This is a genomic window from Novosphingobium sp. PASSN1 (assembly GCF_002278815.1).
Window position 1 is genome coordinate 41,205 of the sequence record NZ_NKIS01000015.1, and the last position, 12,435, is coordinate 53,639.

Annotated in this window: 14 protein-coding genes; 7 read left to right on the plus strand and 7 right to left on the minus strand. The window is 64.8% G+C overall.

Annotation, left to right across the window (positions count from 1 at the left end):
* Window positions 1–2: 2 nt before the first annotated feature.
* From CFE35_RS19740 to CFE35_RS19760, 5 genes are all read right to left on the minus strand, one after another.
* Entirely contained in the window at window positions 3–1,016 is a 1,014-nt protein-coding gene (locus CFE35_RS19740; RefSeq protein WP_292932008.1) for an alpha-ketoacid dehydrogenase subunit beta, read from the minus strand.
* A gap of 19 nt (window positions 1,017–1,035) precedes the next feature.
* Entirely contained in the window at window positions 1,036–2,010 is a 975-nt protein-coding gene (locus CFE35_RS19745; protein WP_292932010.1) for a thiamine pyrophosphate-dependent dehydrogenase E1 component subunit alpha, read from the minus strand.
* Between the two features lie 129 nt (window positions 2,011–2,139).
* Complete coding sequence (locus CFE35_RS19750) at window positions 2,140–2,931, minus strand: SDR family oxidoreductase (RefSeq protein WP_292932011.1); 792 nt, start codon at window positions 2,929–2,931, stop codon at window positions 2,140–2,142.
* A gap of 3 nt (window positions 2,932–2,934) precedes the next feature.
* Window positions 2,935–3,360 carry a nuclear transport factor 2 family protein gene (locus CFE35_RS19755; RefSeq protein WP_292932013.1) on the minus strand — a complete coding sequence of 142 codons (426 nt, stop codon included), beginning with the start codon at window positions 3,358–3,360 and terminating at the stop codon, window positions 2,935–2,937.
* Window positions 3,361–3,364: 4 nt separating this feature from the next.
* Window positions 3,365–4,138 (minus strand): SDR family oxidoreductase, encoded by a 774-nt coding sequence (locus CFE35_RS19760; RefSeq protein WP_292932015.1) that lies wholly within the window; start codon window positions 4,136–4,138, stop codon window positions 3,365–3,367.
* Window positions 4,139–4,295: 157 nt separating this feature from the next.
* Here CFE35_RS19760 and CFE35_RS19765 point away from each other — a divergent pair, with 157 nt between their 5' ends.
* From CFE35_RS19765 to CFE35_RS19775, 3 genes are read left to right on the plus strand one after another with little or no spacing between them, the layout of a single operon-like run.
* Complete coding sequence (locus CFE35_RS19765; protein WP_292932017.1) at window positions 4,296–4,700, plus strand: nuclear transport factor 2 family protein; 405 nt, start codon at window positions 4,296–4,298, stop codon at window positions 4,698–4,700.
* Window positions 4,697–5,050, plus strand: a complete 354-nt coding sequence (locus tag CFE35_RS19770; protein ID WP_292932019.1) for an antibiotic biosynthesis monooxygenase — start codon at window positions 4,697–4,699, stop codon at window positions 5,048–5,050. Before CFE35_RS19765 ends, CFE35_RS19770 begins: the two co-directional genes overlap by 4 nt.
* A gap of 20 nt (window positions 5,051–5,070) precedes the next feature.
* The gene (locus CFE35_RS19775) at window positions 5,071–5,877 is read left to right on the plus strand and encodes an SDR family oxidoreductase (protein ID WP_292932021.1); all 807 of its coding nucleotides are present in this window, start codon (window positions 5,071–5,073) and stop codon (window positions 5,875–5,877) included.
* 233 nt (window positions 5,878–6,110) lie between these two features.
* On the opposite strand, the gene CFE35_RS19780 is transcribed toward CFE35_RS19775, so the two are convergent.
* Together CFE35_RS19780 and CFE35_RS19785 are read right to left on the minus strand one after the other, a co-directional pair.
* A complete protein-coding gene (locus CFE35_RS19780) occupies window positions 6,111–7,724 on the minus strand; it encodes an AMP-binding protein (RefSeq protein WP_292933253.1) in 1,614 nt (537 codons plus the stop codon).
* A gap of 32 nt (window positions 7,725–7,756) precedes the next feature.
* On the minus strand, window positions 7,757–9,205 hold the full coding sequence (locus CFE35_RS19785; RefSeq protein ID WP_292933254.1) for a carotenoid oxygenase family protein: 1,449 nt from the start codon (window positions 9,203–9,205) through the stop codon (window positions 7,757–7,759).
* A gap of 204 nt (window positions 9,206–9,409) precedes the next feature.
* On the opposite strand from CFE35_RS19785, the gene CFE35_RS19790 reads away from it, so the two are divergent.
* From CFE35_RS19790 to CFE35_RS19805, 4 genes are read left to right on the plus strand one after another with little or no spacing between them, the layout of a single operon-like run.
* Window positions 9,410–10,429 (plus strand): NADP-dependent oxidoreductase, encoded by a 1,020-nt coding sequence (locus CFE35_RS19790; RefSeq protein ID WP_292933256.1) that lies wholly within the window; start codon window positions 9,410–9,412, stop codon window positions 10,427–10,429.
* A 4-nt stretch (window positions 10,430–10,433) separates the two neighbouring features.
* Entirely contained in the window at window positions 10,434–11,219 is a 786-nt protein-coding gene (locus CFE35_RS19795) for a ThuA domain-containing protein (RefSeq protein ID WP_292933258.1), read from the plus strand.
* Window positions 11,220–11,229: 10 nt separating this feature from the next.
* Window positions 11,230–11,595 carry a limonene-1,2-epoxide hydrolase family protein gene (locus CFE35_RS19800; protein ID WP_292933260.1) on the plus strand — a complete coding sequence of 122 codons (366 nt, stop codon included), beginning with the start codon at window positions 11,230–11,232 and terminating at the stop codon, window positions 11,593–11,595.
* Window positions 11,596–12,336, plus strand: a complete 741-nt coding sequence (locus CFE35_RS19805; RefSeq protein ID WP_292933262.1) for an SDR family oxidoreductase — start codon at window positions 11,596–11,598, stop codon at window positions 12,334–12,336. It begins immediately after the preceding gene.
* Window positions 12,337–12,435 lie beyond the last annotated feature (99 nt).

Consider the following 12,435-nt stretch of genomic DNA (forward strand, 5'->3'; position numbering starts at 1 on the left):
CCTTAGCGGTAGGAGAGGACCTTGCGCACCGCCGCTTCGATCTTGGGGATCGAGGGCAGGTACGCGGTTTCCAGCTCGCGCGCGAACGGGACAGGGGTGTGCGGCGGGGTGACGCTGAGCGGGGGGGCCTTGAGGCTGGCAAAAGCCTTTTCCGCCACCATCGCGCAGATATCACCGGCAAAGCCGCAGCGCGGGTTTGATTCGTCGACCACCACGAGGCGGCCGGTCACTTCGACCGAATCGAGGATCGCTTCTTCATCCAGCGGGCTGGTGGTGCGCGGATCGATCACGTCGCAGCCGATGCCTTCCGCCGCCAGCTTGTCGGCCACGGCCTCGCAGAAGCCGAGCAGCAGGCCGGTGGAGACGATGGTGACATCGTTGCCCGCGCGGGTCAGGCGCGCGTGGCCGAAGGGGATCATGAAGTCCTTGTCGTCGGACACTTCGCCCTTCACGCCGTAGAGCGCCTTGTGCTCCAGGAAGATCACTGGGTCATCATCGCGGATCGCGGTGCGCAGCAGGCCCTTCACGTCGGCCGGGGTGCTGGGCATCACGACCTTGAGGCCCGGCATCCCGGTCAGGATCTGGTGGACCGCCTGGCTGTGCTGCGCGGCGGCGTTGTAGCCCGCGCCCCAGGCCATGCGGATCACCGCCGGGCACTTGGTCTTGCCGCCGAACATGTAGCGGAACTTGGCGAGCTGGTTCCAGATCTGATCGAGCGAAACGCCGATGAAGTCTGCGAACATGAGTTCGGCCACCGGGCGCTTGCCCGAAAGCGCGAGGCCCGCCGCTGCGCCCATGATCGCGCTTTCCGAGATCGGGGTGTCGATCACGCGGTCTGCGCCGAACTTGCCGTAGAGGCCGGTCGAGGTCGACCAGATGCCGCCGATGGCCTCAGGGCCGCCTGCGGTGCCGTTGCCGCCCACAATATCTTCGCCCAGCACCACGACGTTCTCGTCGCGCTCCATTTCCTCGGCGATCGTGGAGAGGACCGCCTCGCGATACATCATTCTTGCCATTGGTCGCGCTCCTGGGGGCTCAGTACGAGATATAGACGTCGGAGAGGACGTCCTCGGGGGTGGGCCGGTCGGCAGCCTTGGCCTTGGCCACGGCAGTTTCGATGGCGTCCATCACGTCGGCATCGACAGCATCGATATCGGCATCGGTCAGCAGACCGGCACCGGTTACGCTGGCGCGGAACTTCTTGATGCAATCGCGCGTCTCACGGATGCGATCAAGCTCGCCCGGGCCGCGATAGCGCTGCGGATCGCCTTCGAAGTGGCCGAAGAAGCGCTCGGTATCGAACTCGACCGCCGCCGGGCCATTGCCGGGAACGCGAACATATTCGAGCACTTCGCGCATCGTTTCATAGACCGAGAAGAAATCGGTGCCGTCCCCGCGCCACACCTTCATGCCGAAGGCCTGCGCGCGGCTGGCGATGTCCTTGTCGGTGCCGACCGCGTATTCGAACCCGGTGTGTTCGGAATAGTGGTTGTTTTCAAACACGAAGATGCACGCCGCCTTGGTGACGACGGCCATGTTCATCGCCTCGAACGTGGTGCCCTGGTTGCATGCGCCGTCGCCGGAGAAGGCGATGGAAACGTGGCCCTTGCCATCGATCTTGGCGGCAATGCCCGCGCCCACCGCAATCGGCGCGCCCGCGCCGACAATGCCGTTCGCGCCCAGCATGCCCTTGTCGATATCGGCGATGTGCATCGAGCCACCCTTGCCCTTGCACAAACCTTCGCGGCTACCCCAGATCTCGGCCATCATGCCGTTAACATCGCAGCCCTTGGCAAGGCAGTGGCCGTGGCCGCGGTGGGTGGAGACGATCTTGTCATCGGTCGAAAGATGCTCGCACACGCCGACCGCGACGGCTTCCTGCCCGCAATAGAGGTGGGTGAAGCCGGCGATCTCGCCGGTCTGGATATCGACGTGCAGGCGTTCCTCGAATTCGCGGATGACCTTCATCTGGCGATAGGCCTGCAGCAATTGGTCGCGGCTCAGTTGCACCTTCAATCTCCCGGTTACGAGGCCGCGCGGGCGGTGGTGGCCGCGCGCAGATCATGCAAATGACATGGCCACCCAGCACTACGCTTGAGAAGCCGCAAAAGTGATAGGTAAGCGCGGATTTCCGCGCAATCACCGATCTGTGCGAGGTACCGTTCCACCGGCGATGATGGAAGCCCCATCATCGATCACATGGCTCTGTCCATTGATGAAGCGGCTCTCGTCCGAGGCGAGGAACAGGACGAGGTTCGCCACATCAACCGGCTCGCCCAGCCGGTTCATCGCGGTGGCGTTGTCGTGCGCCGGGGCCGCTGCGCCCAGATCGGCCAGCTTGCCGCCAAGGCTGCGCACCATCGGCGTATCGATCCCCGCCGGGAGCACCGAATTGGCCCGCACGCCCCGCCCGTTCTTGATCGAATAAGCGGCGGTGGCGCGGGTATAGGCGTCGATGGCGCCTTTGGCGGCGCTATAGGCAGCAAAGGTCGGCTCGCCCTGGATCGCGGCGATCGAGGCCATGTTGACGATCGAACCGCCGCCGTTCGCGGCCATCGCGGGGATGGCGTGCTTGGTGCCGAACACCACGCCGTCGATGCTGACAGCCATGATCTTGCGGTAATTTGCCTCGGTCAGCGTTTCGGGATCGCCGAATTCGACGACGCCCGCGTTGTTGACGAGGACGTCGAGCCGTCCGTGGCGCGCTACCACATCGGCAACGAGCGCTTCCCATGCCGCTTCGCTGGTCACGTCGAGGCGGTGGTATTCTGCCGCCTCGCCCAGTTCCGCCGCAAGCGCGCTGCCCGCCGCGTCATCGACGTCGGTAAGGATCACGCGCGCACCCTCGGCCACGAACAGCCGCGCATCCGCCGCGCCGAGGCCTTTGGCCGCACCGGTGACGATGGCGACTTTGCCTTTCAGACGATCCATGCCTCAGCCCTCCAGCTTCACCGCGCCGGGGCGCGGCGGGCCGGCTTCGCGGGCGACGAGCGCGGTTTCGTGGTAGTGGATGGTGTATTCCACCATCAGCCCGTCCACGCAGCGCGTCGTCTCTGCCAGCGAGGTGCTGATGCGGTTGCCCGTCAGCTTCGAGGTCATCGACATGCGCAGCTGCAGGCAGAAGTAGTTCTCGTCCGTCAGGATGCCCAGCCGATCGACCACGACGTCGTCCCAGTAGCTCCACACGTGGGGGAACAGGCGGATCAGCGCATCCTGCCCCTTCCAGTCGCCGCCGAAGGGAAGCTCCGGCGGCTCGTGTACGACATAATCGGGCGAGGTGATCGCCATCAGCCCGGCCCAATCGCCCTTGTCGATGCAGCCGAGCATGGTCTCGGCGAGTTCGCGCGGTGTCTTGGTCATGAGATCAGAACTGCACGCGCTTGGTGAAGCCGCCGTCGATCACCAGATTGACGCCGGTCGAGTAGGACGAGGCCGGGCTGGCGAGGAACACGACCGAGCGCGCCACTTCGTCCGGTGCGCCAAGGCGGCCCATCGGCATCTGCGCCTTGATGCTGTTGTAGAAGTCCGGCATCGCGCCCTGGATCATCTCCCAGCTGCCGCCGGGGAACTCGATCGGGCCGGGCGACACGGTGTTGACACGGATGCCCTTGGGCGCAAGCGCCTGGCCAAGCTGCGAGGCATAAGTGATCAGCGCGGCTTTGATCGCGTTGTAGGCCTGCGGCATGATGAAGGTCTCGACCGCAGCGGTGGACGACATCACGATGATCGAGCCTGCGCCCGAGGCTTCCAGCGCCGGAGTCAGCGTCTCGATGCCCTTGACCGCGGCCATGATGTCCACGTCGAGGCACTTCTGCCAATCCTGCGTGGCACCCGCGCCCGAAACGCTCGCCATGTTGATGAAGATGTCGCAGCCGCCGAGCTTCTCCACGGCGCCATTCAACCACGCGACGTAGCCTTCGAGGTTGCCGGTCATATCGAACGCATCGCCGTGCGCCTTGCCGGGATTGCCCGCAAGAACGGCCAGTGCGGCATCGATCTTGCCCTGATCGCGCGAGAAGAACGCGACGTCCGCGCCTTCGCTGGTGAGGATCTTGAGGATTTCGAGGCCGATGCCGCGCGCACCGCCGTTCATGATGACTTTCTTGCCCTTGAGACCCAGATCCATCGCGCTCTCCATCCATGGTTCGTGCCCGGCAAGTCCGGGCTTTTGCCGCGCCAGAATAGCCAAATCCGGATGCCTGACAGCGCGCGGAAATGATAGTTTCTGAGCCTTCTGAATCGCCTTAGGCTCCGCTCAAATCGGGCCAAGATCTGGGCCAAGATCGGGAGAGACCATGGCTATCGCCGGACCAATCGAAGACCAGCTCGCGATCCGCGCGCTGCACGACACTTACGCTGACGCCGTGTTCCGGCGCGATGCGGCCGACTGGGGCGCGCTCTGGGCGGACGATGCCGTCTGGGATCTGGCGGGCACCACGGTGAACGGCAAGGACTCCATCGTTGGCCTGTGGCAGGGCGCGATGGGCACTTTCGCGTTCGTGGGCTTCTTCCAGCAGACCGCCGCCATCGTCATCGACGGCGATACGGCAACGGGCCGCGTCTACACCAACGAAACGCTTGAAGACCTCGAAGGCAAATTGCGCCGCAGCATCGGCCGCTATGAGGACACTTACGTCAAGCGCGGCGGGACCTGGCTCTTCAAGAGCCGCAGCTTTGCAGTTCTGAAGGGGTATGAATGATGATCGTCGTTGTTGCAGGTGAAATCGATTTCGCGCCTGAAGTCCGTGATGAAGTTCTGAAGGACGCCCAGCCGCTGATCGACATGGCGCTCGCCGAAAAGGGCTGCCGCCACTACGCGTGGAGCCTCGACCCGCACAATCCGGGCCGTATCCACGTGTTCGAGGAGTGGGAGACGGCAGAGGATCTGGCCGTGCATCTGCTCGCCGAATCCTACTTCAAGATGGGCGCTCACCTCGCGGGCTTCACCATTCTGGGCGCAAACACGCGCAAGTATCGCTGTGACATTTCGGAGCCGGTCTATGGCCCCGACGGCGTGGCCACCGCCAATTTTCTCACCGCAAAGGCCTAATTGAAAAGGAAATACCTCTCATGACCAATCTTTCGGGCAAGGTCGCCGTCGTGATCGGCGCGGCGGGTGCGGGCAACATGGGCCAGCACATTGCGCAGACCCTCGCCGATGCGGGGGCGAAAGTCGTCGTCGCCGGGCGCAAGGCCGATGAACTCTCGCGCTTCGCCGGGGTGATCGCGGGCGATTGGGCGCTGTGCGATCTGTCGAAGAAGGCCGATGTCGAAGCGCTTGCCACCACGGTGCTGGAACGGCACGGCAAAGTGGATATCGCCATCAACGCTACCGGCTGGGGCCTGCTCAAGGGCCTGCACGAGATCACCGAGGACGAGCTCGACCAGATCATCGCGCTGCAGCTGAAGGGCGTGCACTACTTCCTCAGCGCGTTCATCCGCGCGATGCCGCATGGCGGTTCGCTGGTGCAGATTTCTTCGGCCACCACGCAGTGCATCATCGATGATCACGCCGCCTATATCGCCACCAAGGCGGGGTCTGAGGCGCTGATCCGCTGCGTCGCCAACCAGTATGGCCCGCAGGGCATCCGTGCCAACGTGCTCTCGCCCGGCTTCACCTCAAGCCCGATGACCGAGCAGTCGTTCGCGGTGCCCGGCCTCGTCGATGCGTTCACCAAGGAATATCCGCTGGGCCGTGTCGGCACTTCGGAAGACATCGCCAAGGCCGCGCTCTGGGTCGTCAGCGACGATTGCTTCATGTCGGGCCAGAACCTGCAGATCAACGGCGGCCTGACCCTGCGCCGCAACCCGCGCCCGGGCGAGATCCAGGCTGCTATCGGCGCTGCAATGGCGGCGATTCAGGCGGCGGGGAACTGATCAGACCGCAGCTTATACACTGCCTTGAAAGCCCTCTCTCCGAAAGGAGAGGGGGCTTTTTCGTTTTCGCCCAAGCCGCCCCGCCTTCGTCACCCCGGGCTTGACCCGCGGTTGGGCTTTTCTGCGGGTGCAGCGCGTGACCATAGAAGCCTAGCCCCGGGTCAAGCCCGGGGCGACGGAAAGTGTGGCGGTATGGACCGTGTGTGGTTTGGGAGGTGCCGGAGGCGCAGCGCCTACCCTGCCTTCTCCGCTTCCATCTGCGCCTTGATCATGCCGCGCAGCACATCCTTGCGGATCTTGCCCGAAGCGGTGCGGGGGAAGCTTTCCACCCATTCGATGCGTTCGGGGCACTTCTGCTTGGCAAGGCCCGCATCGCTGACGAAGGCCGAAAGGCTCGCCATGTCCGGATGATCCGCACCTTCGGGGATCAGATAGGCGCAGATGCCCTCGCCAAGACGCGCGTGCGGCATGGAGACGACGGCGGCTTCCTTGATCGCGGGGTGCAGATGCATCACGTCCTCGATTTCCTTGGCGCTGATGTTCTCGCCGCCTCGGATGATGAGGTCCTTCTTGCGTCCGGTGATGACAAGCGAGCCCGATGGCGTGATGCGGCCGATATCGCCGGTCTTGAAATAGCCGTCCTCGGTCAGCGCCTCGCGCGTCTGCGCTTCGTCGGCATAACCCAGGAACATGGCCGGGCCGCGCACGAGGATTTCGCCGTCGCTGCCGTGGGGTACTTCGTTTCCGTCGTCATCCACCAGCCGCAGTTCATAATCGAGCGGCCGGCCATCGGTCTCGGCGGCCAGTTCAAGGCTTTCTTCGGGCAAGACACCCGGCGTCGCCAGCGGCACTTCGCTGCTGCCATAGACGCGGTAGGCGCAGGCGTGTGCGAGGCGCTTGTTGGCGGTGTAGACCAGCTCCGAAGGGATCGCTGCGCCGCCGCAGGCAAAGCGGCGGAAGGTGGGGAGCTTGGAACCGGCGGCGTCCGCCGCATCGCACAGTTCCTGCAGGAAGGGCGTTGCGGCGACGGTGGAAGTGATTCCGTAGCGGTCGATCAGTTCGACCGCCTCCTTGGCCTTCCACACTTCCATCAGCACGACCTGACTGCCCGAGGCGAACGGCTTCTCCAGCCCGCCGGAAAACCCGCTGATATGCGTCACGGGGGAGGGCATCAGCGTCACGTCACCCGGCACGCCGCTATATTGGCGGCCGAACTGTGCCACCCGGTCCAGCGTGTTGTGCGAATGGAGCACCGCCTTGGCCCGGCCCGTGGTGCCGGAGGTGTAAAGAACGAGCTTCAGCGCATTCGGGTCGACCTTCTCGAGCGGCGTGTTGAGGCCCCGCCCATGTTCTACCAGCGCGGCGAAATCGGGCGTGCGTTCGGTGGGGCGCACGTAGATGACGTGCTTCAGATCGGGCAGGTGCGGGCGCACCCGGTCCATCATCCCGGCGAAATCGTAGCCCCTGAAGCTTTCCGCTACGAAGTAGGCCTTGGCCCCGCAATCGCCCAGCATCTGGATCACTTCGGCATCGCGGTAGATCGGCACGATCGGCGCGATCACGAAGCCGCCGAGATTGGCGGCGAGATTGATCACCGAAGCCTCGACCCAGTTCGGCACCTGAAAGCCGATCACATCGCCGGTGCGCAGGCCCAGATCGCGCAGCGCCCGCGCCAGTGCCTCGCCGTCCGCCAGCAGGCTGGCATAAGTCGGGGCAGCGGGATCATTGAGGTACACGACCTTGTCGGGATCGGTCTCGGCCCAACGGCGCGCGTAATCGCCGATGGTCATGTCGGTCCAGCTGCCATCGGCAGCGTATTGCGCAAGGTGCGCGGGGATCGTGGTCATGGGATGCTTTCGTTCGAAGGTCAGTTGGCGCCTTAGTTGGACAGGGTCTGCTGGTAGAGCGGATTGTCCTCGGCGTAGAAGTTGCAGTGGAAGCCGCTGGGCACGCGGAAGGGAATGAGGACGCGGGCAATCGGCCCGGCTGCGATATCCTTGGCGGCGAAGATCGCCAGTTCGCTGGTGCCGCTGTTCGCGGGGTGAACCAGCGTCATCGCATAGCCGTCGGCTTCGTCGGTGCTGCCAAGGCGGGGGGCGAAGACAAGCTCGCCCGCCGCAGCGCCCGCGCCGAAGTGCCAGATATCTTCCTCGCCCGTCTGCGTGTCATACCGCAGCACCGCGTCCATGCCCTCCACGCGGCCATCGCGCGACTTCAGGTTGATGTTGGCGAAGCTGTGGCGGCTCTTGCGCGTCATCAGGCGGTCGTCGGGCCTCGGGAACTGGATGTCGCGCCCGTTGAGCACTTCTTCCTTGATCCAGCCGGTGTTGCCGCTGGGGTCGATGGTCCAGCGGCGCAGGCTCTGCTGGGTATCGCCGTGGGTGCGCCGCGCGCCGGTCTCGTCCGGGAACAGCGCCGTGCCGTTGGCAGCGGCCACATCGGCGATGATCTTGCCGTCCTCTTCCCACACGTTGAGCTCGTGGAACATGTGGCGCGGCTCGAACTCGAACCATTGGATCTGGTCCGCAGTCCCCTCGCGCGGCATGACCGCGAACTTGGTCGGGCGGTCGTTGACCCACGCGGTCATCGGCCCGCCTGCGGCGAAACGCTTGAGGTCGGTGTCGATAGGGATGAACGGAAAGATCGCCCAGTTTTCAGTCAGCAGGAAGGTGTGCATCAGGCTGAAATGCGGCATCGGGATGATCTCGGTCTTGCGGATCGTGCCGTCTGCCGCGACCACATCATAGCGCATTTCCGCCGGGCCCATCATGCCGTGGATGGCCGCCCCGGTGTTGATCATCTCGCGCGTCGCGTAATCGATCTTGGGATGCGCCGAGAAGCTGGAGGTGACGAGGCCGCCATACGTCTCCTCGTGCAGCGTATCCAGTTTGCGTGGATCGAGCGCCACCGGCGGCGCGCCTTCCATCAGCGCCAGCAGTTGCCCGCCATGGAGGATGATGTTGGTGTTGCCGGTGTTGTACCGCTTGCCCTGCACGCTGGGGTCGGACGTCATCGGATTGCCGAAGATGCCGAACAGGCGGCGCCCGGCGGCCTTTTCCAGTTCGAACTTCTCGGTCTTCACCCAGCGGTTGCGCATCGAGACGCGGCCATCGGCAAACTCGAAGGCAAACACCATCCCGTCGCCATCGAACCAGTGATAGTCCCCCTCGCGCGGGGGATAGAGCGGATCGGGGCCGTTGCGATAGAACATGCCCGCAAGATCATCGGGCAGCTTGCCCTCGACGATCAGATCGGGGGCATCGGCTTCGAACCGGATCGGCGCATGGTGGCCCGAAAGATAAGGGTGATCGAAGAACGGTTCTGCCATGGCCCCGGAATCCCTCTATGGCCGCGTTGGATCACGGCTTCTGCGCACTGTGGGTGCGATGGGGGGCATGTTCACCTCATAAAATGGGGAGTAGGCTAAAATGGGGAGTGCGCCTTGCCAGACCGGCAAAAATGAGAGTCGTCTTGGCGGCGGCGGGGTCTAGGCTCTAACCTTTGGGGGTTTCCCCCGTTCAGGAGCTTACCCGTGACGCAAAATCGCCGTTTCCTGCTGGCCCGCCGCCCCAATGGCGCGCCTGTGGCCGAAGACTTCAGCCTTGTTTCAGAAGCCTTGCCCGAGTTGGCGGACGGCCAGTTCCTGATCCGCAACCACTATGCCTCGCTCGATCCCGCCATGCGCGGCTGGATGGACGATGCGCCGAGCTATATGCCGCCGATCCCGCTCGGCACCCCGGTGCGCGCCTCGACCGTGGGCGAAGTGGTGGCCAGCAAGACCGCCGATTTCCCGGTGGGCCAGTGGGTTTCCGGGCTGAACGCCATCGAGGAATACTCGGTCTCGCAGTCGGGCGGCTTCAGCGCGGCTATCGATCCCACGATCGTCCCTTCGCCGACGAACTTTCTCTCCGTGCTCGGCGCAGTGGGGATGACCGCCTATTTCGGCTACCTTGAAGTGTGCAAGCCGCAGCCCGGCGATGTCGTGCTCGTCACCGGCGCGGCAGGCGCGGTCGGCTCGCTCGTCGGCCAGATCGCCAAGATCAAGGGCGCCAGCAATGTCATCGGCATCGCGGGCGGGCCGGAGAAGTGCAAGCGCCTCGTCGAACGCTACGGCTTCGATGTCGCCATCGACTATCGCGGCAAGAACGTGGACCAGCTTTCGGCCGAGATCGCGGCGGCGGCTCCGAACGGCGTCAACGTGATCTTCGAAAATGTCGGCGGCGATATCCTCGATGCCGGGCTCAACAACCTCGCGATGTATGCCCGCATCGGCGTGTGCGGCCTGATCAGCGAGTACAACAACGCGGGTGAGAAGACCGGCGCGCGCAACATTTGGCAGCTCATCGTCAAGCGCGCCTCGATGACCGGCCTGCTGGTGGCGGACTACGTGCCGCGCTTCGGCGAGGGCATTGCCGCGATGGCGGGCTGGATGAGCACCGGCAAGCTGGTGTTCGACGAGCATATCGACGACGGCATCGACAACGCGCTCCCGGCGTTCCTGCGGCTGTTCAGCGGCTCGAACGACGGCAAGATGATCCTGAAGCTGAGCTGACCCGATGGCCCAGACGCTTCTCGTCCTCTCCGGCGGGCATCCGTATGAGGAAGCGCCGTTCGCGGCCTTCCTCGATGCCGTGGCGGGGCTGCTGCCGGGCGACTGGCAGGTGGTCCATTACGTCCACCCCGAGGCCGAGGAGCGCGTTGCCGCAGGCGCGGCAGACAGCGCGGATGCGGTGCTGTTCTACGATATGCCGGGCTACACGTTCGCCGATGGCACGGTGAAGACGGCCGCGCCTTCGGATGCGTTCAAGGACGCCATCACGCGCCGCTTCGCGAGCGGGCGCGGCGCGGTGATGATGCACCATGCCATCGCGGGCTGGGCGGAATGGCCGCAGTGGAGCGAATGGGTCGGCGGGCGCTTCCTCTACCAACCCGGCACGGTGCGCGGAGAGGCGAAGCTCGATTCCGGCTATCGCCACGATGTCGATTACACCGCGCAGCTGGTGGCGCAGCATCCGGTGCTGGAAGGCATTCCGGCAACCTTTCCGGTGAACGACGAGGTCTATCTCGGCGAAGTGTTCGAGGACGACGTTACGCCGCTGATCCGCGCGCGGCATGATTACGTGGCGGAAAACTTCTATTCCGCCGCCCATGCCGTTGCTGGGCGCATGTTCGACAACGCCGATTGGCCGCACCCGCCGGGCAGCAATCTGGTGGCGTGGGCCAAGCCTGCGGGCGGCGCGCAGATCGTCTACTGCCAGTTCGGCGATGGCCCTCACACTTATGCGAACACCGTCGTCCGCCAGATCATTGCCAACGCGCTGGCCTGGACCGCGCAAGGATAGGGAGAAAGCCATGAGCCCGCAGCAAGTGGTCGAAGCGTTCATCGCCGCGTGGAATCGGGGCGATGCGCCCGCCGCGTTCGCCATGATGGCCGAGGATATCGTCTGGCATAACATCCCGATGGAGCCTGCCGTCGGCCTTGCCGGGGTGCAGGCGCTGATGGCGCAGTTCCCGCCCATCGAGGGCACCGAGTGGATCACCCACCACATCGCCGCCAGCGGCAATGTCGTGCTGACCGAGCGGACCGACAAGTTCCTCGTCGCCGGGCGCTGGCGGGCCATCCGCGTCTCCGGTACGTTCGAGATCAACGCCGAGGGCAAGGTGGCGAAGTGGCGCGACTATTTCGACATGGCCGAGTTTCAGCGGGAGTTTGCCTGAGTGGAAATCGCACGCGGCAAGGATCTGACGGGGCGGCGCGCCGTCGTCACCGGGGCTGCATCCGGCATGGGCAAGGCGGCAGCGGCGCGGCTGATGGCGGAAGGCGTAGCCGTGCTCGGCGTTGACCGGGCGAGCGATGGGATCGTTGGCACGCATACGCTGGTGGCAGATGTGGGTGATGCCGATTCCATCGCGGCCATTGCCGGGGCGGCGGAAAGCCTGCTCGGCGGCTGCGACATCCTCATCAACAACGCAGGCGTCTGCCCGGCAGGCCCGTTTGCCGAGATGACCGAGGAACAGTGGAATTCCGCGCTCGGCATCAACGTGACCGCCGTGATGAAGCTCACCCGCGCGCTGCTGCCGCTGCTGGGCGCTTCGGGGCGTGGGCGCGTGGTCAATGTCGGCTCGATCATGTCGCGCTATGGCGATGCGGGTCTGGTGGCCTACACCACTTCCAAGCACGCCATCCTCGGCCTCACCCGCGCGCTGGCGATGGAACTGGGGCCGCAGGGCATCACGGTGAACTGCGTTCAGCCGGGCGCTATCGCCACGGGCATGACGAGGGGGCTGTTCGAGGACACGCCGGGGGCCAAGGACTATTACGCGGGCCGATCCGCGCTGGGCCGGGTCGGCCAGCCGGAAGACGTGGCCGATGTGATGGTGTTCCTCGCCACCGATGATGCCCGGTTCATCACCGGACAGGGCATCATGGTCGATGGCGGGGCGATGGTTCACTCGTGAAGGTCTTCCCCCAAAGGGCAAGCCAACCTAGCATTTTCGCGCGTGGCACGGGGTATTTCACGGTGCCAAACCGATATCCAATCAAGAGGGGCCAGGATC